Here is a 24,806-nt window from a genome sequence, read left to right as displayed (position 1 = left end):
GCAACAAAAAATAACTTTCGTCAAATGCCGCGCCATTGAGAAAGTCCCTAGCTTACGAAAATGTCTAGCCGGGAATGCCAACTTCATCCATCGTGAACACAAAGCGCGACCCCGCGTACGTGTCCTCGGTGCCTTCGCGCTGCCAGTTTACCTTGTACTCCTTTGTCACCTGCTTGCCGATTATCTTTATTGTGGTCGGCAGGTCTGCAAACAACTTCTCGACCTTTTCAGGGTTCTTGGTCATGAGGACCGACCTGCGCCTCTTCATCAGGTACTTGACGGCGACGTTCCGGTGCACGTGCCCTTCTACAGGTATCTGTTCCTTGCCGGTGTCAATGGTAAACTGGCGCTTGGCCATCAGTTGCTAGAATCGAAGGAATCGATAGAAAAGCTTTGTGGTTTTTATAGAAAAAGAAAAGAGAAAGTAATGATGGAGGCTTTTCGCCTTCCATCATCATTGCTCTACAGGGACTCTTAACCCGAGGTGGTGTTGCCGCCAGATGATGTGGCGTTACCACCGCTCGATGTGGCGTTGCCAGAAGAGCCCTCCATCGCGGAGCCGCCCGTCATGGAACCTCCCATCGTTGGGTGTTCAGTCAGCCATGCCTTTGATGGAACCCACGCTTCTGGTGGCACGTCATCTGCGGTAGAGTTGTTTGTGGCCTGGACTACAAACGCTCCGCCCCTTACGACGTGAGCCATGTTGTGGTCGACGCCCACATAGATGCCTTCTTCAGGGAACGTAGACTCGATCACTGAAGCAGAGCCTACCGGCACCCACCAAGTTTCTTCATTCCTTTCCTGCGTCATACCCCTGCCCTTGAACGATCCGTCCTTTACGTCAATCTGGCCGGAGATGAAGTGGAACGAAACTCCCTCGTTTGGTCCTGGAGCCACGATGTACCATCTTGTGAGTTCGCCAGGCTTGACCTTAAAGAGCGTGGCGTTGGCATTCAGAGTAAGCTTGACTGCTTGGCCGACAGCTGGAGCGTACTTGTGCGCCATGCCGTTGGTCAGGATGAGGTCAGGCTGCTCTGTTGCAAACTTGGTAATGTCAAATGAGCCTGTCTTGTTTGCACCAACGAACAGACCGCCGTCTGCGCTGTTGTAGATTTCACCGAATACCACATAGAACTCCTTTGCTGGAGCCTCATTTGTCGGGTGCACTACGAATCCGCCGTACATGCCGTTTGCAATGTGCTCCCATACGCCGTTGAGGCCGTCAGCACCACAGTGGTACAGGAATGCGCCAGAGTTTGGTGTGTTGAACGTCCAAGTCTTGGATTCTCCCGGAGCAACGTTGCCAGAGAGCACCTGACTTGGGCCAATGGCCGCGTGGAAGTCGATGCTGTGGATCTGCTTGCCTTCATTCTTCAAGGTGATTTCCACGGTGTCGCCCACGTTTGACGCCATGACTGGACCGGGGATAGTGCCGTTGAAGACCATTGCGTTGTACATTATTCCGCCCGGATGCAGAGCGTCGTCAGGGGCCACCTGAACGACTTTCTCGTTTGCGATCAAGGTATAGTGTCTAGTGACACCAGTCGGAGCAGCCTGTGCCGCTGAAAGTGGGAATCCATTGAAAAGTGGACTGAAAATTAAACCCACTACCAGAACACCGGCAGCCAACCCTGCAATGATTGCCTTGTTCATTGCCTACCGATAATCAACGTGATCTATATAAGACTTGTCGAAAGTGCGTTTGCTTTCGAATACATTACTTGCATATGTAGTCAAGATACTATCGTTATCTTGTAGAATCTACATATTAACATAAATATTCACTGTTATGATCTAATAGTTATTTTTTCTATATGCCACTATATGGATACACGGTGATAACATAGCAGATACTAGTATAATTATATGATAATATTCAATATTGGATACATTCATAAGAATGTCACATTATTCAGGGTACGCCATGGCTCTCATACCATCACTCATACCGAAAGAAGTAGAGGTACAGCGGCTGAAAAAGATCTACATCATGGTCATAGTGCTGGCTCAGATAGCACTGTCCGTGGAGATAGACAACTACGTAGATGGTTCGCTGCACCAGACGTCCATCCGCGATTCTGCATTCACGCCGGCCCACTAGTGGCTGTACAGCCACTTTATCGCCCTGCCCGTTGGCTGGGGGCTCGTCGCAATGTATGACAGAAGGGTCCCTGTCCTCAGAGGTCCAAACAACTCGATGAACACAGGCCTAAAGATAACCATCATTGGCTATCTGGCGACCATGTTCACAGTCGGCGTAAACGAGATGTGGCACTTTTGGATGGTCGAGGAAATCTTCTCCGTCCCGAACCACTGGATGTTCAACATGGGTGTCGTAGTGGCATTCATGGGCGCCCTTGCGTACGTGGTAAGGGTGTACGCGAGGCTCGTCGAGCTGCAGCAGGAAACGCCGGCCAAGAACCCGTATGTAGCAGAGATGTACAAGCTCGCGCTTGAAGGCAAGCTGTACGGCAGGTCGATACCGTAAAAAGCACCGAAAAAATCCTTCCTTTTCTTTTTTTATTCCAGGACTTGTGTGTGTGTGTACTTTAGCTGTCTTTAAATTGCCAGAGAGGCTGGCTGTACGGCAGAGAGTAATAATATTGCCAGCATTTGGCGGCAAGAGGTTTCCAAGGGCGGCCCGCAGGGCAAGAAAGCCCATGCAGGACAAGTGGCCCAAAGTGCCCAAGGGCAAGTGGCTAAAGTGCACGTACGGCCGGTGCGGCCACGAATGGCAGTACTTTGGAGGCCACAGCTGGGCTGAATGCCCGCTCTGCCACACCACCAGCAAGGTGGCAATTGCCATCCGCAACTACAAGGAAAACAAGAGCAACAGAGGCTAGCTCACAAAAAGCGAGTTTTCGTCCTTTGCCAAAGACAATTCTACGCTGTTCTTGGCTTTGTCGTGCACGATGAGAAGCCCACCCGCAGTCTTGTACTTTGTCGCAAGCGTCTGAAGGTGGAAATTCAGGGTGTACAGGTCGGAAAACGACTCGGATTCAAGAAGTGCGAGGCTATTGCCATCGTACAGCTCCAGATTTGCTGTAGCTTCTCCCACGGACTTTGTCACCTTAAAGATATGCTGCACAGCCCAGAGGAAAAGGTCAGGAGATTTTAAATGCTGCCTTGAGCCTTGATGCCGCTATAACCGCTGCTACAAGAGTCGCAAGGCCGAGAACCGCAAACGGAAACTCGGGCATGTTGCGCACGCCCTGGATCTGCACTGCGTGGGTGCCAGGCGGCACGAAAAAGTCGATGTACACGGTCTTGCCGTCAGCCTTGACGGTGGCACCGTCGTAGGGCTTGCCGTCCATCATCACCGCAACGGTCTGGTTCTGCGTCAGTTGTGGGATCTTTATGCTTGCCGACCCGCCCTTTGGGTTATAGTGCGTGATGTCAAACGCGATGCTGTCAGTCGCATTGTCGTACCTCATGCTGCCCACCTTGGCAATGGAAGCAAAGTCGTACGCGATAAAACCTCCGTCGCCCGTGGGCAGGGTAGATATCGGGGCGTTGATGTCAAAGCCGGCGCAGCTATAGTAATACACCTTTGCCTTGACGGCTGGATCCGGCGACGCCGTAAACACGGCTTGTTCGCCGGGCCTTAGCAGAGGCACGACGTTGCTCCTGACGGAATCCAGGTCGGTCATGTTTTCATCATGGACTGACGCGTACACCACGACATTTCGAAGTTCGGTGTTGCCGGTGTTCTTCATCGTGCCGGTAAGGACGCGCTCGTCCCCCACTGCCATGTTGGTGTAGTTGAGCACCAATGTATCATAGAATGGCTGGTCGACCTGCTTGACATCAGCGACGTACGGCTTGCCCACTGCTTTGACGCCTTCTCCAAGCCTGAACTTGAACGGGGCGCCCTCTCCATGATATATCACCTTTCCGTACAGGTTTTCATGGAGGGTCGAGGCGCGCCCTGAGCTGTCAGAGACGTTGAGTGCCATAGTGACGCTTATCGGCGCTACGCCGTGGTTGTTGACGATCCCAACCACGTTTGTCATGCCCTGCGCATCCACAAAAGAATAATTGGAATTCTTTAGCTCGATTGTGTTATTATTATCGTCACTTGCCGCATTTGCATTTGCTACAACAGGATATGCAATGGTAGAAAGCACGAGCAGGGTCGCCAGCGCGGCCCATGCCATCAGGCGCATATACAGGGTGGTGAGCGCTCCGGCAATTTAAAGCCCTCTCTCCTTTCTTTAGCCGCCAGCGTTTTCACCAGAAAAGGCAAGGTGGTCATGGTAGACGTTTATCAGCTCGTTTATCGTCTCGCCAAAGTCGACGTCGCGCTTTTTTGCGTGGGACATCTCGCTCCTGATGGACGCAAGGCGCTTGTATGTCTGCTCGTCTATCATAAGCGTCTTCATCGTCATTATATTATACCCGCCTAGATGGAAAGGCCCGCTGGATATTTTTGCCTTTCATCATACCAGAAGTGATGTCAGGTACATGACCAACATGCCTATCGCTATGCCTGCCGCCACCGGCCCGCTCAGGAACTTGCTGCCGCCGGCGCTCTCTTGCCGCCCCGTGTACTTGAATATCGCATAGACCACCTGAAACACTGCGCCGGCGCCGACTGCAAGAAACACCACCGATGCAACCGGTGAGGAGACAAAGCCTCCAACCCAGGCGCCCAAGATCGCCGGCGCGCCGGCAATGAACCCGAGCGCGGCAAGCTGCGCCACCTTCGGCCTTTCCCTTGCAAGCGGCGCCACGATTGCAAGGCCCTCGGTGGTGTTGTGTATCGTAAAGCCCACGATGAGAAAGGCGCCCAGCGCTACTTCGCCGGCCACCATCGAGCCGCCTATGGCAAGGCCTTCTCCCATGTTGTGCAGTCCTATCCCTACAGATATCATCAGTGCGACGGCGATTGAGCCTGTTATCGTACGCGCCTTTGTTGTCGTTGTCGTCGTTGTTGTTGTTGTCTTGCCTCTTTCCACCAGTTTTTCAGACGCGTACAGCAGGGCTACAAACGACACCACTGTCACAGTTGCAATGAGCGCCTGTCCGTGAAACGCCCCTGCCACGCTTTTTGTGGCAAGCTCGTTTGCCTCCACTAGCGCGTCGATGCCAAGGAACAAGAGCAGGCCGGCGGTAAAGCTGAGAAAGAACAAGTACTTGCCGGCAGACAGCCTCTTGAGGAACGGGAGCCACAGGAGGCCTATCATCACCGGAATTATCCCGACGTAGGTGCCAAGGAGCGCAAGGAGCGATGCCTGCCCTGCGTCCGGCGCAGGGGTCAGAATTGCGGCCGGGACAGCCTTGGCAAAGCGCACGCCGTCTGATGTCGTCACGCCGACCTCGTAGGGCTTGCCTTCCACCCATTCAAACGGTATGACGACTCTGGCCTCTCCAAAGCGCGCTAGGTCCTTGGAAGGCTCGACTGCGGCTGGCACTATCCTGTCGTTTACGTCCACCTGCGCTATCTCGGCTGCCTGCGGCCCTGTGTTTCGCACGTGCGCGATTATCAGCTTGCTTGCAAACTCTATGCGCTCGACGGTGACGTCTGGAAGCGGCGCGCCAAAGTTGAGCACCGTGTTTCCGGGCCACAGCAAAAACGCGATCATCCCCGCAAGTATCACAATCGGTATCAGGGCGCTTGCGGCAAGTTTTGCATTCGTGATTGTAGTAGTCATTTGTGCCGCATGCTCACTCCTTTACCAGAAATACCCCTTGCCAGCCCTTCTCCGCAAACTCTGTCTTGTGGGCGTGGAACATGTACTGTCCAGGGTACTTGTATGTGAACTCTAGTATCGCGCGCTCGCCCTGGCTCATAGTCACCATGTCCGTGTACTCGTCAGGAGTAAGGCTTGTGCCAGTGCGGTACAGGTGGAACAGGTTTCCGTGCAGGTGGAAATTGTTTATCTGGTCAAATTCCAGTATGTTCACTAGATACACGCGCACCAGCCTGTCCTTTTCAATCTGTATCGGATGGTGCATGTAGTAGAACGGGATGCCGTTTACTGTGTAGAAATTGTTCTCGCCGTCAAAGTCGGTGTCGTATCCGTTCATCATCATAACCATTTCATCGGCTGGCGGCCTTGGTTCTTTTGGATCGACTATGTAGACGCCGTACAGGCCGTGGGAGATGTGCTCCTCAAGAGGCTGGATGTGGCAGTGGTACAGGTGCACGCCAAAGGGCTCGGCGGTAAACTCGTACGTGTACTGGCCTCCGGGCGCCACCTTTTCAAACACTCCGTCCATTTCGGCGGCATGGATGCCGTGGAAGTGCATCGTGTGCGGGCGGGTGCCGTTGTTGATAAAGTGGATGCGCACAAGGTCTCCTTCAGTGGCGCGGATCGTAGGACCGGGAACGGTGCCATTGAACGTCCACACGTTGAAAAAGACGCCCGGCGACACTTCCATCACTCGCTTGTCGTCTGCCACCATGGTAAACTCTCGAAGAGTAGTCCCGTCAGGCAGCTTTGATACGTGCCCGTAATTGAACTGGCGCAGGTACTTGTCAGGGTCGACCACAGCGTTTTTCAGAGGCATGTTGTCGTGTTCTGGGTCAATCACATCGCCTGTCGTGGTGTAGGAGGTAAGGCTGTGGCCCGTTACCTGCTTGTCCGTCACCTGCGCGTTTGCGCCAAAGCCAAGTGACGAAAAGGCAATCGCAGTGCCCGCTACGGCTGCTGCTACAACTACTATCAACAATAATTTGCTATTATTTAATGACAACAAGCGTGATACACGTTAAATTAAGTTAGCCTTGATAATAAATGTTAGCCTAATCTAACATTATTAGACTATACTACTTCGCGAAGTTTATCTTTGCATTTGCCAAATGCAGTGTATACACATTGCAAAGGTACTTTGTTCACCTCAAAAACAGCGCGTACACGCCCAAAGACGCCGCAGTGCTCCTTGCAAGGGCGCGCGAGCTGGCAGACGACGAAAAAGCAATAGTCCGCGACTCCCGCGTGTCAAAAAAATACATCGAGTTTGACACGAGCATCCCAGACGGCGTGGACATAAGCGGCCTCGTAGGCAGGCTTGAGAAAATCTCGCCCCTTGCCAGCTACGAGCACATCGTAGAAAGGCATGTGGAAAAAGGCGAGGCAATAAAGAGGGCGATAGAGCTTTTCAACGACGAAAAGTACTGGGGGACGCACGAGGCGCTGGAGGCCGTCTGGAAAGAGACCCCGTCAGGGCAGGAGCGCGACCTCCTAAACGGCGTGATACTCGTCGCGGCGGCGTTCGTGCACGACGAAAAGGACGAGCGAGAGATCTGCATGTCGATACTTCGGCGCGCCAGAAAAAAACTCGAAGGCGCAACGGGCAAGTACCATGGAATAGACATGGACAGGTTTGTGGAGCGGGTGCAGGAAATACTGAACACGGGCATCATAGAGCGGTTTACAATCTGAATCTAGCTACTCGCACTACCGCAAGGACGACCGTGCTTATCGCAGACAGCACCAAGAGCGCGGTGCCAAACATCAGGACTTCGGTTGAGGCTGCCGCTTCGCCTGCGGCAACTGCGGCAAGGCTAGCCGCCCATGCGATGACAAGCGCGTATTTTGCGTACTTCATGTCCCAGCGCTTTTTCCTGCCGGCGATTGCGAGGACTGCAGACAGCGGCGCAAAGTACAGCAGGCCGATGAGCGAGCTCGCAGTCAGGCCGGCGCCGACTATGGCGGCTTCGTTGTTGAACGAAAGCGCGTGAAAGACGGACGTGCTAAGGTCAAGTATTCCAAGCAATGGATATACAGACGTTCGAACTGTGCTCTTGAGCCAGTCCTGCTCCCGCTCATAGTCTGCAACATGGGGGCTGAAAGAGTAGTACCAGCCGTTAAAGACGTTCATGAAACTTGCGCCTGCCATGGTCTTGAGCGCAAGGCCGTCGCGGAAATTGCGAAGTTCCTGTACCTGCGGCGCAAGCTCGCTTTCAAATGCGGCAGTCGCTATCAGGCAGCCGCTCTGCGTGCCGTTTGCAGGAGTGCCAGAGTTTGCCCCGGGGCCGGCAGCCTTGTACTTGGCAACGTCAGAGACGTACTGGTCAGAATCGGCTACAAGCGCATAGCTTGCGGCCTTGTAGGTCTGCAGGCGCTCAGACACGACTATGCCGGAGCCGCCCCTGTCGCCGGGCGCCATGTCCTCGACTACCCTGCTCTCGCTCTCCGCGGGGGCCTCGCCTATCGCCACCACCTTGCCGGCGCTGTCGTACAGGGTCGCTATCGCTATCGGGTTTGTCACGGTCTGGTTGCCGTCGTTTCGAATACCCACGTTGATGTAGTACAGCCCAAGCACGTCAAGGCGCGAATTTGACGATGTTATGGTCAGGCTTGCGGGCTTTGTCTCTGTCGGCTGGCCCCTGGCTGAAAGGGAATAACTGGCGACCTTGCCTGCGTTTGCAGTGTCAAGGAAGACCATGTCAAATGGCGCAACGCTTCCGGGGTTTATCACGCGCAGTTTTGGCGCCTGCTGGGACTGCGAAAGGAGCGCGCCGGTTGCATCATAGAATGACGCTGTTATCAAGATGTTCTTCATGGCGGTAGTCGTCGATTCGTTCTTTATTTCGCCATAGATGTGCAATATCTTGCTCTCGTCCACGTACTTGGTTTCGTTGTGGAAGGTAAAGTTCCCTTCTTCGGCCGCCGCGGCATACTGCATTGCAATAACCAGTAATAGCATAGCAACGATTGCAGGGATCGCAAGCAGGCCGCGCATGTACACCTACAAGCCGGATCGTGATTTCAGGATATTTAAATCTGAAAATACGGACTGGCAACAACAATAATAACAATAGATATTAAAAGACGTGCAAGCCAACAGCTGGCGTACTTGGCGGCCGACATTTCCTCCATAGTTGCAGGTCCCTCCTCGCCCGAGCTTGCCGCCGGCATTGCAAAACACCTTGGCGCCAAGCTCGTATCGGCGGAACTGCGTGTTTTTTCCGACGGCGAGAGCAAGATCAGGCTTACAGCAAGCATTGGCAAAAAATGCGCCGTCGTGCAGTCGGCCTACCCGCCCACCGACACCCACCTTCTGCAGGCCATGATGATGATAAAAAAGTGCGCCGATGATGGCGCCGAGGTATGCGCCGTGATACCGTACCTTGCCTATGCAAGGCAGGACAGGGCTTTTTTGGAAGGCGAGTCAGTGAGCGTGGCGCTGGTCGCAAAGCTGCTTGCGGCTGCTGGAGCCAAGTCAGTAGTTACCGTCGACATCCATAGTGAAGCAGCCCTTGCCTTCTTTTCAAGCATCACCAACGTTTCTTCGATGCCACTTCTGGCGGCCCATGCGGCAAGCCTAAAGCTCAAAGACGCGCTCGTGGTGTCGCCGGACACAGGGGGCATTCCAAGGGCGCAGCAATTTGCAAGGCTGCTAAAAACAGACATGACCGCCCTGAAAAAATCCCGCGACAGGACCACGGGCGAAGTCACGGTGGAGCAAAGGATAGATATGGACGTTTCAGGCCGCGATGCGATACTTATTGACGACATGATAAGCAGCGGGGGAAGCATCGTCAAGGCGGCGGAGGTGCTGCGCAAAAACGGCGCAGGCAAGATATACGCCATGTGCGCGCACGCGCTGCTGATAGGCGACGCTGCCTCAAAGATAGCGGCGGCAGGCGTCCAGGAGATAATCGCCACCAACTCCATACCGGGCAGGCACGCCAAAGTCGACCTGAGCAAGGCGCTTGCAGAGGCCGTGCGGAAAGCCCTTCTTTTGTGACAAGGTTAAATCAGGCCCTGTGTGCACCGTATCATAGTAGCACGACAACATGGCAGCAAACATGCAGATGGTTTTCCTTGGCACTTCATCAGCCGCGCCAACTCCGGAGCGGGGGCTTTCATCCATCGCCATAATGCGCGACGGCGAGCTATTGCTGTTTGACGCCGGCGAGGGCATGCAGCGCAACTTCATCAAGGCCGGCCTTGGCATGAACCGCAAGATGAAGGTGTTTGTCACTCACATGCACGCAGACCACTGCGTTGGCCTGCTTGGGCTCTTGCAGACAATGTCTCTTCAGGGGCGCGAAAAGAGGCTTGACATCTACGGCCAGCCGCGCCTGAAGGAATTCCTGCTTGAGAACATGAGGATAATCAACTTTGGCCTGACCTTTGAGGTCGCAATCCACACTATCGAAGGCGAAGGCGTCGTCGTACAGGAAAGCGACTACAGGATAACGTGCTGCGAGGCCAGGCACTCTGTACCGGCCCTTTCGTACAGGCTGGACGAGTCTGACAGGCCGGGAGCCTTTAACGTGGAGCTCGTGAAAAAGATGGGCATACCGGAAGGCGAGCTGTACAGCAAGCTGCAGCACGGGCAGGACATTGAGTACAACGGCAAGACGGTCAGGTCGGCCGACGTACTCGGCCCTCCAAGGCCGGGCAGAAAGATAGGCATATCCGGCGACACAAGGCCGACTGACAAATTGACAAAATTTTTTTCAGGGTGCGACGTGCTGGTGTTCGAGTCGACGTACACCCACGACAAGCTTGCAAAGGCGCTTGAGACCTCGCACTCGACTGCCACAGAAGCAGCAACTGTCGCCAGGCAGGCTGGCGCAAAAAAGCTGTTTCTTACACACTTTAGCGCCCGCTACGACGAAACGTCTGCATTGGTAAAGGAAGCGTCTGCGATCCACGCAGACGTTGAAGCTGCCGAAGACCTAAAGCAAGTCGACATCCCGTATCTTTCGTCATGATTGCGGCAGCTTTTTCACGAATTTTGCCAGATCATCTGCGTCATTAACAGAGTCAAGATCGTTCTTGCCTGCCGAAATATACGCCGCGCCAAAGCCGGGATACGCTTGCCTGCACGAAAAAAGGGTCAGCATCATGCTGTGGTGGTCTATCCTGTAGCCGTGACACGGCTCGTGGCCGCGGACTACGACCTTGGTGTTTGTATCTGCAAGCCACCGCTTGGTGACTGCACTCCCAAAGTGCCTGCCTATTCCCCTCCACGAAGGCTCCCACTCTTCTCCAAGCGGGCGAGGATCGTTCCACAGCAGTTCTTCCATCACCCTGTTTTTCAGGTGGCTTTTCTGCGCGGTTGCTATTGCCTGCCTCCAGTCTCCCAGGGCATCGGTCGGCAGGCCGCCGTGCACCAGCAAGAGCCTGCCCTGCACTACGGTGGCAAGGGTTAGGAGCCCAAAGAGCGCAAGAATCCTGCCATAGATTGCCTTTGCGCCTGCGCCAAACCTGTCTTCTATGTCATAAGGCAGATCGTGGGACGGGAACGGAAACTCGGATGGCGCTTCGTGGTTTCCACGCATCAAGATCACAGAATCAGGGTGTGCGTGCTTTAGGTAGCATATGGCGTACAGCACGCCTATCGAGTCGCTTCCCCTGTCCACATAGTCGCCAAGAAAGACCATCTTGTTTTCAGGGCCTGACAGGAACTTTTCATAATTTACCGCATCAAGTATCTGAAAGAGCGCCTGAGAGTCGCCATGCAGGTCGCTTAATACGACAAGTTGATCGTAGTCTTTAATCTCGACAAGCCCGCCCGTGACTGTCCCGCCTGCGATTGCGCCGCGTTTTTGCTCTTCCTTCAACGCAGAGATGCCTTGCTCTAGCACCTGCGAAAACTCGGATGGCCCGGCGGTGGCAGAAAGGCGCACAATCTGCGACAACAGGTACTATGGTGTAAAACTTGCTAATAATTATCCCTCCTGCGCGGAAACGGCTATAATGCGCATTGACGCTGCGGACTGCATATACATATGCAGGAAGACATGTGGCTTGAAGTCAGAGCTTGCCAAGGAACGCCTGCAGCAAAAGACTTGGAACACGAAACGGTGCTTCGCATACCGGCCCTTTCAGAGGCATTAAAGGCGGTGGAAAAGGCCAGCCTCGACATGGCAAGAAAAGGAGGGAGTACAATGTGGGACTATTCCCGCAAGCTTGAACCCGGCGAGGCTGACGACGTCAGGGGCCTGTTTGCAGGGGCGCAAGAGAAGGACGACGGCAGGTCAAGGTCGCTATCTACCGACTACTCGTACTACGGCAGGTGCTATACCCTGACGCTATTTACGTTCAAGTAGTGTGTAAGAATAATTGCAGGATCAAAATGTACAGGCAAAACGTATTTATTTAAAACAGGTATTCATGCCTGCGTATCGCTATGGTGATTAACGGAGAGTTACTTGCCGCAAGGAAAAAGGTCGCCAGCAAGCGCCCCAAGTTCGTCCGGCAGGAGAGCTGGAGGTACGACAGGCTTGCAGAAAACTGGCGCAAACCAAAGGGCAAGGACAACAAGATGAGAAAGCAAAAGGGCGGATACCCGGCCCTGGTCAAGGTCGGCTACCGCGGCCCCAAGGCTGCAAGAGGCCTTCACCCGTCAGGCTACACCGATAACATCGTCTACAACGTCGCAGACCTTTCCGGTCTTGATGCCAAAAAGGACGCTGTCAGGCTCGCACACACTGTCGGAACCCGCAAGCGCAAAGAGATAATCGAGCAGGCGGCAAAGGCAGGCTTTAAGATCCTAAACGCAGGCAAGCTTGCTCCAAAGAAAGAGGAAGGAGAAGCAGTAGAAACAGGGGAGGAGAAGCAGTAGAAAATGGTCGTCAACATCCGCAAAAAACGCGAGCTTGTCGCAAGGATTCTCGGCGTGGGCGTAAACCGCGTGCGCTTTGAGCCGGACAAGCTTGAAGACGTCGCCGATTCTATCACCCGCGACAACATCCGCTCGCTGGTCAAGAGCGGCGCCATATGGACCGTCAAGCCAAAGGGCACTTCAAGGGGCAGGGCGGAAGAAAAGCGCTCTGTCTGGAAAAAGATGCACGGCAAGGGCCAGGGTTCCAAAAAGGGCAAAAAGACCGCAAGGATAGGCAAAAAAGAAGTGTACGTCGTGCGCGTCAGGTCGATGCGCTACCACCTTCGCGTCATGAAGGAGCGCAAGGACATCACAAACGAGATCTACTGGAACCTCTACAAGCAGGTAAACGGCGGTCACGTCAGGTCGCTTGCGCACCTGCGCGACCTCGTAAAGGAAGCCAAGACCCGCTAGACGGGCTCTCTACTTTTTCCTTTTTAATTTTAGCACTGCTCTTTTCTTTTCAAAATCCACAATCATGTCGCCGTCAAAAAGCAACCCTTCCTTTGTCAGGATTTCCTTCTTCATCTTTATGCCAAACCCATAGCCTCCTATGCCCCCGTCTGACGCCACTACCCGGTGGCACGGGACCACTATCGGGTCAGGGTTTGCATTCATTATCCTGCCGATTGCCCTTGCCGCCCTTGGAAACCCAAGCGCCTTTGCAAGATCCCCGTACGTCGTGACCTGCCCTTCCGGCACGGTCCTCAAGAGGTCGTAAACGTCCTTTGCGTCAAGCCGACGACCAGTTTTCATGCGACTAGAATATGCCAATGCACGTATTTCAAACTTTTAGGACTGCAAGGCCGGTGTTTTCAGCCAGCCGCATTATGCGGTCCTTGTGGCTCCCAAGGCCCTTTGCGTCAAGCACAATGTGCGTCACCTTCTCGACACTTTTTTCGATCATCTGCGCAAGCATTGCTTCGTCGATTGCATCCAGCGCGTGCTTGGACGCAACGGCCGCAAGCCCAAACTCGGACTCTAGCAACAGCTTGTTGAATTTTGTTGGATAGTGGGTGCCCCCGATTGCGACTGCCACCTTTTCGCACGGCTTGATCCCGTTTGCAAGCACGGCAAGAAGAGAGTCGCACATCGCCTTTGCGGCACCCCTGTCGGCCCACTGCTTTTCTGACGACCCAAGCTCCACAAAAAGCACGGGCTTTTTCAGCGACGTTGGCCCGTGGTGCGTTGCCTCGATAATCACGTCATAGCCGGGCACTTGAGCATTCGTTATCGCCTTTAGGTACGCCTTTTGCAGGCTCGGCAGGGCAACTGCCATCTCTTTTGGGTTGCCGCCGAAAGGCGCGTCCGCAAAGTTGCCCGTACAGTGGCAGGTAAGCGTCGGTATGCCGCTGTCCGACCTGTGCTTTGAGAGGAACACAAATGCCCTTGCATCAGGATACGTCGTGTCAAGCGTCTCCAGAGTCAGCAGGGATTCGTTTGCCACGTACAGCTTGGCACTGCTGTGCGCAGGCGAAGAAAACGACTGCCCCTCTTTTCTGTCGTGCAGGCCGTCCGGCGCAAATCCCTGCTTGGATCTTAGATAGTCAGACATGGTCACTCCGGCAAGATCCTGGCTTGAGGCAACAAGTATGAAATCTCTCAATGCAAACCAGTGGTTGTATGGATAATTTAAGTAAATTTATAAATTGTATCGACTTTTCGCTTTATGGCTTATGAGCGATCCGAGAGAGGACCAAGGGGAGGATCTAGACGAGATCTCTTTTGATAATGAAGATAATAATCAAAATTTAGAAGATACAGAGGCTCAACGACAGCAGCAGGGCAAAGGGGCAGGCGCGAAGGAAGAAAAGCCGGCTTCTACAGCAGCTGCCGCCGCAGCGCCACAGAGCGACAAGCCGGCAAGCGACAGCAGGTTCTTTGCCATACGCACCACAGGAGGGCAGGAGCGCATGGTCGCAGACATGCTCTATACCAAGGTCACGGCCAAAAAGATAGGCATACGCTCTGTCATGGTGCTTGACAGCTTTAAAGGCTACATCATTGTCGAAGCGCCGGACGCAAACGTTGCATATGAGGGCCTTGCAGGCATCAGGCACGTGCGCGGCCAGATCCGGGGCGACCTGCCGTTCAAAGACATTGAAGGCTACCTCGTAAAGAAGCCTACTGTCACGGAGCTTAGCATCGACGACACGGTAGAGGTCATCGCCGGCCCGTTCAAGGGCATGAAGGCCAAGATAACCCGCGTCGACTATGAAAAGCAGGAAGCAACAGTCGTGCTTTTAGACTCGCCTTACCAGATACCCGTCACGGTGGATGCCAACTATCTGAAGAAGGCAGGTCACTAGTATAGTAGTAGTAATTGAAATTGAAGAAGGATTAAATAAAGAAGAGGTCAAATCCACCGGTACGGCTTTACGGTGTTATTTGCTTGATAGTTGACCTGAACCTCAAGGACAAGCACGCCATAGTGATAGGCGGAGGCACAGAGGGAGTCAGAAAGGTCAACGCGCTTTTGGGACAGGGCTGCAGGATAACTGTGATCAGCAACCGATTTAACAAATACCTGCGCGACCAGGAAAAGGCAGGCAAGATCGAAACGGTCAAGGCAACGCTGAAGGACGCAAGCATTCTTGACGGCTATGACAGCCCGTTTTTGGTGCTTGCATCCACCGACGACAGGGAGCTGAACCGCAAGCTGTGCCAGAAAGGGCGGGAAAAGGGCGCGTTTGTGTATTCGGTCGATGACCCGCCGTACAGCGATTTCTCTTACGCTTCCGTCATCAACATCGAAGGCGTGATGCAGGTCGCCATTTCTACTTCTGGCAAGAGCCCCATAATGGCAAGGCAGGTGCGCATACGCGCCGAGCGCATACTGAGGCGCGTCATAAAAAAGTCAGACATTGAAAACGCCAGATTGCAAGAGTTTGCAAGGAATGCGGCAAAGCCTAAGCTGAAAACCGTGGAGCAGAGAAAGGAATTCCTCTATTCGATTCTTTATGATCGGCGCATCCAGAACCTTATTAAGGAAGACAAGATGGAGGGTGCTAAAAGCGCGACGCTTGAGCTATTGCAAGAGTGGGTGAAAAAGAGCAAATGACAGCGGCAATAAAGACGCACGACTCTTCCCACTTTGCGCTGCCTGTTCAGGTTGTCAACGCACGCGTCACGTACAAGAACGCGCCGATACACCTTTTGGAGAAATTCACGTTCAAAGACGTCGAGGCCGCGCACAGGGCGTTTGTGGACAAGGCAGGCGTCGACGAGTGCGTTATACTGCAGACTTGCAACCGCGTCGAGGTGTTTGTGGCGGCAAAGAATGCCGACGAGGCCAAGGTCATGGGACAGTGGGCAGAGGCAGCCGGCCTTGAGAAAAAAGACCTTGCAAGCGTGGAGGTCAGCACCGGCAAGGAAGCGGTGCTCCACCTGATGAAGCTGGCCTCCGGCCTTGACTCGCTCGTGGTGGGCGAAAACCAGATCCTGGGGCAGGTCAGGCGCGCATTTGAATATTCACGCGCAAACCGCTATGCAAACGCAAACCTTGCGGCGATATTTGACAGGGCGCTCAAGGTGGGAAGCAGGGTGAGGACGGCAACCGGCATCAACAAGGGCAACGTCTCGATTGCGTCAGTCGCCGTGAACCTTGCCGACGAGTACTTTGACGACTTGAAGACAAAAAGGGTGATGCTGATAGGCTCCGGCGAGGCGGCAAGCCTTGTGGCAAAGGTATTGAAAAACAGCGGAGTCGACTTTATGGTCACAAGCAGGACGTACGAGCGGGCAAGGTCGTTTTCAGAGACGGTTGCCGGCAAGCCCGTGCCGTTTGACACCGCTCTCAACATGCTTGGCCAGCTTGACCTGATATTCGTGGCGTCGACTGCCCCGTACTTTCTCATCACGTACGAGAGGCTGCAGGAAGCGGTAAAGGGCCGTAAGGACGCCGTGATGATATTTGACCTGTCAAACCCAAGGACGGTCGACGAAAAGGTAGCGACCATCCACGGCGTGAAGCTGATAAACATGGACCAGATAGCCGAGCTTGTGGAGAAGAACATGCGCTCCCGCATGAAGGAGGCGCACGCCGCCGAGAAAATGATCGAAGGTGAGATGAAGTCAGTCGATGGCATGATGAAGCGCATGAAGGCCGAGCCGGTGGTAGTGTCGGTTTTCAAGAGCGTCGACGCAATACGCGAGCGCGAGCTGAAAAAAGCGCTTTCTATGCTTGGCAAAAAGGCCGGTTCTGACGACAATGACGCCAAGGTCATCGAGCAGCTGTCGTACGCAATAGTCGAGGGCATACTCTCGACGCCGATGAACTATTTGCGCAAGGAGATAGAGGAAGGCGACATGGAAAGCGAAGAGCTGATGAAAATAGTAGCCAAGATGTTCAAGTATGAAGACGAGAAAAAACAGCAGCAACAATAACAGCGGCTTTCCGGACGTCAGGCTCAGGCGCCTCAGAAAGACGCCGGCAATCCGCGACTTGTTCCAGGAAACCCACCTTTCAGTCAAGGACCTTATAGCGCCAATTTTCGTCGAAGAAGGCCTGAAAAAGCCGCAGGACATTGGCTCGATGCCGGACATCAAGCGCCTGCCGCTGTCAAGCCTGTCAAAAGAAGTGGAGGAGCTGTCCGACCTTGGCGTCAGGGCGATAATCCTCTTTGGCCTGCCGGCAGAAAAGGACGACAAGGGCTCGCAGGCGTTTGCAGACAAGGGCATCGTCCAGAAATCAGTCGAGCAGGTGCGCAAGCACTTTGGCGACAAGATAGCAGTGATTACAGACGTCTGCCTTTGCCAGTACACGTCGCACGGCCACTGCGGCATCGTAATAGACGGTGGCAAGATAGACAACGATTCAAGCGCAAGCACGCTTGGCAGGGTGGCCGTGAGCCAGGCAAGGGCCGGCGCCGACATTGTCGCGCCTTCTGCAATGATGGACGGGCAGGTGCGCGCAATACGCAGCGCCCTTGACGACGCAGGGTTTTCAGACACGGCGATAATGAGCTATTCGTCAAAGCAGGCGTCGCCACTCTTTGCGCCGTTTCGTGATGCGGCTCACTCGGCTCCCGAGTTTGGCGACCGCAAGACGTACCAGATGCCCTTTACCAACCCACGCGAGTCGATGCGGGAAATCGAGCAGGACATTTCAGAAGGCGTGGATGCGATCATAATAAAGCCAGCCATACCGAACCTTGACCTGATCTACCAGGCAAGTGAGGCGACAAGCCTGCCGATATGCGCATACAGCGTGTCAGGCGAGTACGCGCTCATAAAGGCAGCTGCGATGGAAGGATGGATAGACGAAAACGCGGTGATGACAGAATTCTTGACAGGAATAAAGAGGGCCGGCGCCGACATGATAATAACGTACCAGGCCAAAAAGATGGCAAAACTCTTGTCAGAATAGTAGACACTTTTATTCCAGCCTGCCGCCAAAACATATAGAGAGAGAGATGTTTGCAGCCGACGCGGGGTCAGAGCGTGCCACCAACATCGAAGATTACCAGAACACCTGCACCGAGTTCATAATCGACATCAGCAGGGACTACAAGGACTGGGTAGACAGGTACCAGCTTGGCGAGCAAGAAACTGCAAGGCGCAAGGGCGTCATTGAAAATATCGTCAAGACCACAAACGACTGGATAAACCGCTTTGGGACCACGATAAAAAAAGTAGACATCATCATGAACGACGGCGTCAACAAGATGGCCGAAAACACCGCCGGCTACCCCTTTGGTTTTGAGGCGCTTGTGCTTGGAAAAAGCAGGTACGCGACGCACCCTGTTGGCGACGTGAGGATAAACGTCAAGGCGGTGCCAAGGCCCGGCAGGCTTGTCAGGATAGGCAACTACCAAAAAGACGAGCTATTGCTCCTCAGTGCCAGCGCGCAGGTCGGCTTTTCGCTGAGCCAGGAAAGCAGAAAGGGCGCCGATATCCTTGACGACTATATCATCATCGACGCAAAGAACTGCCAGCGCGGCGATGTCCTGTCGCTTACCGTAGTAGTGGAAGAAATGCAGGACGATTATGTCGCTGAAAGCCGCGGGTATTCCACGCTAGTGCTGCTCACGTGATGAAAAGCAAGGACATGTTTAAATTACCTAGACTTAACGAAAGTTATAGCGTGCGACGGTCGTCCAGTTTGGTCTAGGACATCAGATTGCCAATCTGGTAACCCGGGTTCAAATCCCGGCCGTCGCACCATTTTTACTCCAAAAAAGCACGCTAGTTTACGTCGTTTACGCGTATGGCAAAAGAGTTCCATAACTAGCCGGCGCTTCCGCACGCGCAGAACCCAAACTCGTCGATGCGCTTGCCGCACGTCGGGCACTTTTCGCCGTACTCCACTTCCCATGCGCGCTTGCCGTACAGTTTAAAGTGGTCGTCGTCTTCCTCTGCGAATTCTTCGACTTCTTTCTTTTTCTTCTTTTTTTCTTCTTCTCTAGCCATCCTGCATTCCCCTTACCACGCGGTTCTTGGCGTTTGTCTTTATGATTTCAAGCGCCTTTTCTGCCGCGTCCTTTTTTGGAAGCTGGATCATGAAGATATTCTGCGAGTTTGTGTACGTAGTCTCGCTTGGGCCCATCGCCATCATTCCGCTTTCCGCAAGCGCCTCAAACCACTCTAGCATGTCGTTTGCATACAGGAGGAAATTTCCTTCAAAGTCCGTATCTCTAAATTTGATGTTGACATCTACAAACACGTCGCGCCCGTCGTAAAAGATGTCCAATAGAGTATCAGCAGACACGCGCCTGCCATAGACCTTGCCCAGCATCTCTTCGTATTTCTTGGGACTTACCAGTATGCAGGGCACTTTGCCTCCAGAGAACTCGACGAGCGTAGCCCCTTCCTTGTGCAGGTTGGCCTTGAACTCGTCAAGAGTGCTAAAGTTGCGCTTGGGCACAGCGCAGTACCTTTGCAGGCATAAAATAAGAGCTTTGTTATGGCGATAAACGGCCAAATTATTTTCAGTTTTTACGTCATTGGACGATGATCCTCACTTATATTTCAGGTCATCCTAACGGATTGAGATAGACCGTAATTCTATCGATGTAAAGGTCTGTCCTGCGAGGATTGTCCGCGTCTGACAACATCACTGATACTGGAACCTCGCGGTTGACATAGTCAGAAGGCCAATCCTTTGGCAACGATATGGAAAGAAGGAGGGTTGCTGATTGGCCGGGCTTTAATGTGACCTTTTCAGGGGCAAATGACGCGTCTATACGTATACCTTGAGCTTCGAGAAACTGGCATCTAAGAAAGGTGCCATGATCCATGTTTGTGGGCGGAGTGAGATTTCCTGCATCTATCTGTGCGCTCTTTTCCATCAGGATCGCCACTCTCTGCTCAGATGTCATCTTGTTTGCAATTGATGCAGGGATAAAGTTGCCGCTATCACATGCACCCACTCCCTCCACCGTTACGAAGGGAATGAGGCCAGAATTGTTGCTGCTGCCGTTGACGCTGGGCTTGTAAGTCAGTATCAATGGCACCTGTACAGTTGTCTGACCTTTTGACAATGAAATGTTTGAAGATGGAATAATGGCGCCCTTTGTTACTGCGATTACTGACGTTTCGCCTTGTTTTTGAGAGTCATTGGCAGTCTTGCTGCTTTTGTCTGTCGCGGGAGGTGCAGGCGCAGCATTCAAGCCATGATTGGTAACAACTACAGTCTTGTTTCTTACATCATCTCCGTTAAAAGAGAGAATCGCTGTAGGCGTATCTTCGTCTGAAAATATAGCAGATGGTGCAAAGGCTCCAAATATTGTTACATGTAAAATGTACGAGCCAGTGGGACTTATCGAGGGTGTTCTGACTATGATGTATCCTCCCGGATCGGCCTTCCATGCGTTCAGAAAAGGCTCCCTATTGCCGGCTATTTGAGGGCCGGAGAGCACCGGATCATAAATTATTTTTAGCGTTAACTCGCCTTTCTCTGCTTGGAAGAAATCCTTCAAGAGCGAAGCGGGAGGAGAAAAAGTGCCGCGACTGCTGTTGATAGCCGTTCCTTCTCGTGCATCCGTCAAATCAAGAAGAAAGGTTGAGAAAGGGATGTTCTGGTTCGTACGATTGTCATATAGGCGCAGCGAAATCATCGTATAATTTTGTGAAGCAAAATGCGTTACATTCATTGCAAGAGTTGGATTGGTCTCTCGCCATCTAGCATAATCTGGCGGCAGGTTTTCCTGAGTAACGCTGCCAGCAAAGGCAGGTGGACTTGATAGTATTAGCATGATAACAATATTGCCTGTTGTGACTAGGAATACAATAGAACGAATAAGGCCAGAGTATGTGACAGCATTTTTCAAGTAGTAGAAATCATGATTATTATTACGGTGCTTGTAGGTCGACTGCCTTGTAAAACTGAAATCTCTTTGCAATCTACCTACTTTCTGATCTTTACTTCTCACTCAAGCGTTAAAGAAGCCATGCCCGATAAATAAGACAGGCGTCCAAGGACGCTATAAAGAAGAAGTGTACAGGATTTTTGCACTTGGCAAAAGCTGACGATTTTCTTATCTGTTTGCCTAGGCTACATTTACTTTGTCTGCAATGCATCCGCAAAAGGTAGCCGCAGGAATAGCCATCATAGTAGGAGTGATAGGCATCCCATTTCCGGTATGGCAGATGGTCGCCCATGGCTGTTCCCCTAGCCAAGTTTATTCTCATAGGGATTTTGCGCCTAACGAAGGACCGCCCGGAACTTGCGACATGGCGTTGCAGAACGCTTCGGGCTATTTTGTTGCCGTAGTAGCACTGGGAAGTTTGGGTTCTTTTTTGCTTGTGCTTGGAATGGAGGAAAGGTCATTTTTGACGCTAAAAAAGATTCCCAAAGAAAATGACAATGCCAAGGAATAGGCAGCAATACATTTCAGAAGTTTTACATTGTAATTGTTCTTCTTCCCCTTCAGGTCGACTTTGCCAAAAGAGTATCCTGACTTCCCTTATGGTGAGGGATTACTTGCCATGCTTACCTAGAATTTCTGCTCAATACTTTAACGCCACTTGCTCGTACTGTTAGGCGATGATGCTGAAGAGCATTGTCGTTGTTGTCGGAATTGTATTTTTACTGACACCATCTACTGTAGCGCTTGCTGTGCCTACCTTTGGCAACACCACATATACTACTAACGGTAAAGCCATCATCAGTACAAAACAGCAGTCGTCTGTCCAGTCTTTACGCACGATGATGACGACAATCTCAAACCAAACAGCTGCACAAATCATAGCTAATTCCCATTTGCCGGGCATCGGCAAGGATAGTATCATCCGTACAATTCAATTTCAGTACTGGAAGTATAATGGTACAATTCCTTGGGCTAACGATACAGTTTCGCAGTACGTAATCTACATAGCCAATCCTGCAACACTCGCGGTTAATTGGACTGATACACGGCCCTTCATAGGCAACTATGGCGACCATGCATTTTTTATATCAAAAAATGACACAAGCGACAAGTACATATGGGTTGTCACAGATAAAACGGACAAGGAAAAGTATGAGGCCCCTGCACCTAGGTATTTTTATCTATATTATGTCGATGCATTTAGCGGCAAGATATTAGCCTACGATTGCGCATGTTGTGGTGTCTGTACATAATAGAGAGAATCTCAGAGTTAGATCATGTGCAGTGCAGCGATAATACCAGGAGTAGCGCCTTGACGTTGTAATGGTTCTTTTGGCCAGCTACCGTCATAGCGGTGCTAATAATTCCCAAGCTTTAGCTTTTCGGTCCACCCTAAGCGAATTTCATGACAGCTTCATTTATCGTCATTGTCTGACCTGAAATCATCTCTGCCTGCATTAGCGGCAAGAGTATGCACGAGAAGTCTACCAGTAAGCCAGAATATTGTTCCAATTTGTGATGTACCCGTTAAGTATGAGAATAATTAATGGAATATGCAAATTTGGCAAGACGTAGAAAATGACGAACACTATGGCAAGCACTGTCATGACAAGGCCAAAGATGAGAAACTATTTTGGGTCTCCACGTATAAACGGGTCTTCTCCCACGGTAGTGATTATGTACTAGAGACTGCGCTAGTTAAGGGTTAAATAATCCGACGATTGCCAGCGGTTCAACAGGCTGCCTTTGCCATACTCCAAAAGCTCAAATTCAAACCAAATAGGCGCAGGCGGATGAATCACTTCAGAGTAGACTCTTGCTTTTATTGGATATGGGAAATCCTTGTTTACCCATATCTTGCTGTCGGAAGCAGCAGCACCCTTATGCCAAGTTATCACGGTCGTATTGAATGTACCTGCCGGCACCGTCAGAGTCTCCGTACTTTTTAGCCAAATCTCGATGCCGCCCAAACTTGCTGCTTTGCCCCAAGAAGGCTGCGATAAAGACCTTGGAGAAGATTTCGTGGCAAAATCACTCAGCCAGTCCAATGAATATCCATAAGCGTCTTTGTATTGAGCTAATTGCTGAGGAATGTCTGAGCCTTGTATTACTCTCATTGTCTCATCATTTAATAGAAATGTCCCGTTTACGAGATGGGGAAATCTACCTGCATCAATATTATTTTCCTTGTTAGGAGCATCAAAAATATACACAGGTGCTATCCAATACTTTCCAGTTACATTGTAATCTTTGAAGTATATAGTCATAATGAATGTCTGGTTGTTGTTAGTTCCAAGATTGTTGATTGCATACTTGACATAAGTATCTGGCTTGGTTCCTTTGCCGATATACCAAGTGTTATCGGCAGATGCACTATTGTTATTATCGCTTGCAGCGAGAGCTGACGGCAAGTTTCCAAAATATGCTGGAGATGATGTAACATCTATTTTTCCTTGAGCAAAGATTGACGCTGGCTTCAGTAACAATAACAACAATAGCGCCACGAAAAGGAATAGGGTCATTATGGGCTGCCGCATTATGCGAGCAAACAATTTTTGCACTTGGGTTATCAAGGTCATCATGATTAATCAAATTAAAGGAAGACGATTCTATCATGATGTTCAGGTATTGTTGTGGTTCTTCTTTCCTTTCAAGGTCATTCTTGAGCTGGCCATCCTTACCAGCTACCGAGCTTTACAGGTTACAAGACAGTACAGATTTTTGTGCTCAAAGAGGAGATTCCCTTTATCCACTTCCTTCCTACTCTTTTTCCGCTAGCTAGCGTTGCGAGCTACAAAAAAGAAGCGCTTTTTCGCGTCAAATAGGCTGCAAAAGCGGCACAAAAGTGAGCGTGGAAGGGTGCGTTCCCTTTTACTCTTTGTCGCTAAAAACACTCTCCCCCCTTTTTACGAGGGAATTTGTGCCGCTTTTTGTAATGATGTACAACAGTACGCATACCAGAAGTAACGACGGGCTTGGGGCACAAAGTTATAGACAAGAAGCCGATATCTAAGCAAATGGAATCATCGGAACTCGTCTATGAGGTTGCATTGCACATCACAGGCGTTGTTGAGTATGGTGCAAACTTGCAGGCAATAACCACAGGAAAGGCCGCTCCGCCTCCCGAGGGTGCGCGGTTCGATGTATCGCTTGAAGGTACTGTCGATGGCCCCAGGTTCAAAGGCTCATGGCACGGAGTGGATTATCTCAACATTCGTGCTGATGGTCTATCAGAGCTTCACATTCATGGACAATTCGATATGGCTGATGGGGGGAAGGTATCAATGTTCGCCGACGGAATAGGAACTATCGACGCTAAGGGCATCGTCCATTTGCGGGAGAATGTGACGTTGAAGTCTAACTACTCGGCGCACGCTTGGGTAAATTCTATAGTTGTATGGGGAGTCGGGACGGTAAACTTGGCAACTGGAGAAGTTCGCGTAAAAGGATACAAAGCCTAACCTGTCATTCCGTCGATAAGATGTTTCCTTCCGCCTTTTTGAGCGTGGATTTGTGCCGCGTGACTAAGTATTGTCGTACGTTATGATTTGTTGAACAGTATCTTTAGACCATAACATCAATCGTTGTCTGAACATGGACAAAAGGCCAGAAGAATCATTGCAGTAACAAGGCGAGTAAACAGACCGGACTCGCTGATTATTTCTTGCGCTTCTTTCTTGTTGTATTTTGCTTTCTAGACTTCTTTTCCAGTTCTCGGATTCTTTCCTCAACTTCCAAGAGTTCTTTCTCTGATCGCAGCCACCCTCTTAAGAGAAGACGATACATTTCGTTAACCTGCATAACAATACTTTCATCGGGGTTCCTTCCTTTTGCCATTTCGTCTTCTACATGCTTGTGATTTAGTTCTTCCATCTTATCTATCATGCCTTCGATACTTTTGATACTGTTTTGTCTAAGCTTCCGTGT

The 24,806-nt window shown here is 51.7% G+C and carries 31 protein-coding genes, 1 tRNA gene and 1 pseudogene; 17 read left to right on the top strand and 16 right to left on the bottom strand.

The genetic code is table 11. From position 1 onward, the window contains the following. Window positions 1-64: 64 nt before the first annotated feature. Complete coding sequence (locus NTE_RS06220) at window positions 65-358, bottom strand: hypothetical protein (RefSeq protein ID WP_075053487.1); 294 nt, start codon at window positions 356-358, stop codon at window positions 65-67. 116 nt (window positions 359-474) lie between these two features. Further along, the gene (locus NTE_RS06215; RefSeq protein WP_148700233.1) at window positions 475-1,653 is read right to left on the bottom strand and encodes a multicopper oxidase domain-containing protein; all 1,179 of its coding nucleotides are present in this window, start codon (window positions 1,651-1,653) and stop codon (window positions 475-477) included. Between the two features lie 271 nt (window positions 1,654-1,924). Here NTE_RS06215 and NTE_RS17085 point away from each other — a divergent pair. Together NTE_RS17085 and NTE_RS06205 are read left to right on the top strand one after the other, a co-directional pair. Beyond that, window positions 1,925-2,488 (top strand): annotated as a pseudogene (locus NTE_RS17085) (methane monooxygenase/ammonia monooxygenase subunit C). 115 nt (window positions 2,489-2,603) lie between these two features. After that, complete coding sequence (locus NTE_RS06205) at window positions 2,604-2,843, top strand: hypothetical protein (protein ID WP_148700232.1); 240 nt, start codon at window positions 2,604-2,606, stop codon at window positions 2,841-2,843. On the opposite strand, the gene NTE_RS06200 is transcribed toward NTE_RS06205, so the two are convergent. Genes NTE_RS06200 through NTE_RS06185 form a run of 5 tightly spaced genes read right to left on the bottom strand, consistent with a single transcriptional unit; the run spans window position 2,840 to window position 6,675 of the window. Next, a complete protein-coding gene (locus tag NTE_RS06200; RefSeq protein ID WP_158385187.1) occupies window positions 2,840-3,088 on the bottom strand; it encodes a hypothetical protein in 249 nt (82 codons plus the stop codon). The two genes, NTE_RS06205 and NTE_RS06200, sit on opposite strands and share 4 nt — an antisense overlap. Window positions 3,089-3,104: 16 nt before the next feature. Continuing rightward, a complete protein-coding gene (locus NTE_RS06195) occupies window positions 3,105-4,166 on the bottom strand; it encodes an FxLYD domain-containing protein (RefSeq protein ID WP_148700230.1) in 1,062 nt (353 codons plus the stop codon). Window positions 4,167-4,214: 48 nt separating this feature from the next. Next, window positions 4,215-4,388, bottom strand: a complete 174-nt coding sequence (locus NTE_RS16440) for a hypothetical protein (RefSeq protein ID WP_158385185.1) — start codon at window positions 4,386-4,388, stop codon at window positions 4,215-4,217. Between the two features lie 51 nt (window positions 4,389-4,439). Then, on the bottom strand, window positions 4,440-5,654 hold the full coding sequence (locus tag NTE_RS06190; protein WP_158385183.1) for a ZIP family metal transporter: 1,215 nt from the start codon (window positions 5,652-5,654) through the stop codon (window positions 4,440-4,442). 13 nt (window positions 5,655-5,667) lie between these two features. Next, window positions 5,668-6,675: a multicopper oxidase domain-containing protein gene (locus NTE_RS06185; protein WP_420835304.1), complete on the bottom strand. Its 1,008-nt coding sequence runs from the start codon at window positions 6,673-6,675 to the stop codon at window positions 5,668-5,670. 146 nt (window positions 6,676-6,821) lie between these two features. On the opposite strand from NTE_RS06185, the gene NTE_RS06180 reads away from it, so the two are divergent. Continuing rightward, window positions 6,822-7,388: a DUF309 domain-containing protein gene (locus NTE_RS06180; RefSeq protein WP_158385181.1), complete on the top strand. Its 567-nt coding sequence runs from the start codon at window positions 6,822-6,824 to the stop codon at window positions 7,386-7,388. Here the strand turns inward: NTE_RS06180 and NTE_RS06175 are convergent. Continuing rightward, window positions 7,378-8,691: a CFI-box-CTERM domain-containing protein gene (locus tag NTE_RS06175; RefSeq protein WP_148700228.1), complete on the bottom strand. Its 1,314-nt coding sequence runs from the start codon at window positions 8,689-8,691 to the stop codon at window positions 7,378-7,380. The genes NTE_RS06180 and NTE_RS06175 overlap by 11 nt on opposite strands. Before the next feature lie 114 nt (window positions 8,692-8,805). Between NTE_RS06175 and NTE_RS06170 the strand changes: the two genes are divergently transcribed. Both NTE_RS06170 and rnz read left to right on the top strand, forming a co-directional pair. After that, entirely contained in the window at window positions 8,806-9,699 is an 894-nt protein-coding gene (locus NTE_RS06170; protein ID WP_226987204.1) for a ribose-phosphate diphosphokinase, read from the top strand. Between the two features lie 49 nt (window positions 9,700-9,748). Beyond that, window positions 9,749-10,675: a ribonuclease Z gene (rnz, locus tag NTE_RS06165; protein ID WP_226987203.1), complete on the top strand. Its 927-nt coding sequence runs from the start codon at window positions 9,749-9,751 to the stop codon at window positions 10,673-10,675. On the opposite strand, the gene NTE_RS06160 is transcribed toward rnz, so the two are convergent. Beyond that, entirely contained in the window at window positions 10,670-11,605 is a 936-nt protein-coding gene (locus NTE_RS06160) for a metallophosphoesterase family protein (RefSeq protein WP_158385179.1), read from the bottom strand. The genes rnz and NTE_RS06160 overlap by 6 nt on opposite strands. A gap of 90 nt (window positions 11,606-11,695) precedes the next feature. Between NTE_RS06160 and NTE_RS06155 the strand changes: the two genes are divergently transcribed. The 3 genes from NTE_RS06155 to NTE_RS06145 all read left to right on the top strand — a co-directional run bounded on the left by NTE_RS06155 (window position 11,696) and on the right by NTE_RS06145 (window position 12,984). After that, window positions 11,696-12,016 (top strand): hypothetical protein, encoded by a 321-nt coding sequence (locus NTE_RS06155; RefSeq protein WP_148700226.1) that lies wholly within the window; start codon window positions 11,696-11,698, stop codon window positions 12,014-12,016. An 80-nt stretch (window positions 12,017-12,096) separates the two neighbouring features. Continuing rightward, window positions 12,097-12,531: a 50S ribosomal protein L32e gene (locus tag NTE_RS06150; protein ID WP_148700225.1), complete on the top strand. Its 435-nt coding sequence runs from the start codon at window positions 12,097-12,099 to the stop codon at window positions 12,529-12,531. A 3-nt stretch (window positions 12,532-12,534) separates the two neighbouring features. Further along, the gene (locus NTE_RS06145; protein ID WP_148700224.1) at window positions 12,535-12,984 is read left to right on the top strand and encodes a 50S ribosomal protein L19e; all 450 of its coding nucleotides are present in this window, start codon (window positions 12,535-12,537) and stop codon (window positions 12,982-12,984) included. Between the two features lie 9 nt (window positions 12,985-12,993). Here the strand turns inward: NTE_RS06145 and NTE_RS06140 are convergent, their stop codons facing one another. Both NTE_RS06140 and NTE_RS06135 read right to left on the bottom strand, forming a co-directional pair. Further along, complete coding sequence (locus tag NTE_RS06140) at window positions 12,994-13,326, bottom strand: MGMT family protein (protein ID WP_148700223.1); 333 nt, start codon at window positions 13,324-13,326, stop codon at window positions 12,994-12,996. Window positions 13,327-13,354: 28 nt separating this feature from the next. After that, window positions 13,355-14,176 carry a D-aminoacyl-tRNA deacylase gene (locus tag NTE_RS06135; protein ID WP_148700222.1) on the bottom strand — a complete coding sequence of 274 codons (822 nt, stop codon included), beginning with the start codon at window positions 14,174-14,176 and terminating at the stop codon, window positions 13,355-13,357. Between the two features lie 70 nt (window positions 14,177-14,246). Between NTE_RS06135 and NTE_RS06130 the strand changes: the two genes are divergently transcribed. The 6 genes from NTE_RS06130 (at window position 14,247) to NTE_RS06105 (ending at window position 18,735) form a co-directional block, all read left to right on the top strand. Continuing rightward, window positions 14,247-14,879 (top strand): transcription elongation factor Spt5, encoded by a 633-nt coding sequence (locus NTE_RS06130; protein WP_148700221.1) that lies wholly within the window; start codon window positions 14,247-14,249, stop codon window positions 14,877-14,879. A gap of 83 nt (window positions 14,880-14,962) precedes the next feature. Next, on the top strand, window positions 14,963-15,631 hold the full coding sequence (locus NTE_RS06125) for a precorrin-2 dehydrogenase/sirohydrochlorin ferrochelatase family protein (RefSeq protein WP_158385177.1): 669 nt from the start codon (window positions 14,963-14,965) through the stop codon (window positions 15,629-15,631). Then, entirely contained in the window at window positions 15,628-16,956 is a 1,329-nt protein-coding gene (hemA, locus tag NTE_RS06120) for a glutamyl-tRNA reductase (protein WP_148700219.1), read from the top strand. Before NTE_RS06125 ends, hemA begins: the two co-directional genes overlap by 4 nt. After that, window positions 16,925-17,938 (top strand): porphobilinogen synthase, encoded by a 1,014-nt coding sequence (hemB, locus tag NTE_RS06115; RefSeq protein WP_148700218.1) that lies wholly within the window; start codon window positions 16,925-16,927, stop codon window positions 17,936-17,938. Before hemA ends, hemB begins: the two co-directional genes overlap by 32 nt. A gap of 46 nt (window positions 17,939-17,984) precedes the next feature. Next, entirely contained in the window at window positions 17,985-18,605 is a 621-nt protein-coding gene (locus NTE_RS06110) for a hypothetical protein (protein WP_148700217.1), read from the top strand. 52 nt (window positions 18,606-18,657) lie between these two features. Further along, a tRNA-Gly gene (locus NTE_RS06105) sits at window positions 18,658-18,735 on the top strand. A gap of 63 nt (window positions 18,736-18,798) precedes the next feature. Here NTE_RS06105 and NTE_RS06100 read toward each other — a convergent pair. The 3 genes from NTE_RS06100 to NTE_RS06090 form a co-directional block, all read right to left on the bottom strand. Next, complete coding sequence (locus NTE_RS06100; RefSeq protein ID WP_148700216.1) at window positions 18,799-18,981, bottom strand: hypothetical protein; 183 nt, start codon at window positions 18,979-18,981, stop codon at window positions 18,799-18,801. Beyond that, complete coding sequence (locus NTE_RS06095; protein ID WP_148700215.1) at window positions 18,974-19,435, bottom strand: hypothetical protein; 462 nt, start codon at window positions 19,433-19,435, stop codon at window positions 18,974-18,976. Before NTE_RS06095 ends, NTE_RS06100 begins: the two co-directional genes overlap by 8 nt. A gap of 109 nt (window positions 19,436-19,544) precedes the next feature. Further along, a complete protein-coding gene (locus NTE_RS06090) occupies window positions 19,545-20,558 on the bottom strand; it encodes a hypothetical protein (RefSeq protein WP_148700214.1) in 1,014 nt (337 codons plus the stop codon). Between the two features lie 517 nt (window positions 20,559-21,075). On the opposite strand from NTE_RS06090, the gene NTE_RS06085 reads away from it, so the two are divergent. Together NTE_RS06085 and NTE_RS06080 are read left to right on the top strand one after the other, a co-directional pair. Next, entirely contained in the window at window positions 21,076-21,390 is a 315-nt protein-coding gene (locus NTE_RS06085; protein ID WP_148700213.1) for a hypothetical protein, read from the top strand. A gap of 166 nt (window positions 21,391-21,556) precedes the next feature. Further along, window positions 21,557-22,132: a hypothetical protein gene (locus NTE_RS06080; RefSeq protein ID WP_148700212.1), complete on the top strand. Its 576-nt coding sequence runs from the start codon at window positions 21,557-21,559 to the stop codon at window positions 22,130-22,132. A gap of 441 nt (window positions 22,133-22,573) precedes the next feature. On the opposite strand, the gene NTE_RS06075 is transcribed toward NTE_RS06080, so the two are convergent. Then, window positions 22,574-23,365, bottom strand: coding sequence for a hypothetical protein (locus tag NTE_RS06075; protein WP_148700211.1), 792 nt, complete (start codon window positions 23,363-23,365; stop codon window positions 22,574-22,576). A gap of 531 nt (window positions 23,366-23,896) precedes the next feature. On the opposite strand from NTE_RS06075, the gene NTE_RS06070 reads away from it, so the two are divergent. Further along, entirely contained in the window at window positions 23,897-24,340 is a 444-nt protein-coding gene (locus NTE_RS06070) for a DUF3237 family protein (RefSeq protein WP_148700210.1), read from the top strand. Window positions 24,341-24,536: 196 nt separating this feature from the next. Here the strand turns inward: NTE_RS06070 and NTE_RS06065 are convergent, their stop codons facing one another. Beyond that, the gene (locus NTE_RS06065; RefSeq protein WP_148700209.1) at window positions 24,537-24,764 is read right to left on the bottom strand and encodes a hypothetical protein; all 228 of its coding nucleotides are present in this window, start codon (window positions 24,762-24,764) and stop codon (window positions 24,537-24,539) included. Between the last annotated feature and the right edge of the window lie 42 nt (window positions 24,765-24,806).

Source organism: Candidatus Nitrososphaera evergladensis SR1 (genome assembly GCF_000730285.1).
In the GTDB taxonomy this organism is placed as follows: domain Archaea; phylum Thermoproteota; class Nitrososphaeria; order Nitrososphaerales; family Nitrososphaeraceae; genus Nitrososphaera; species Nitrososphaera evergladensis.
This window is presented reverse-complemented; position numbering and strand designations above follow the sequence as displayed.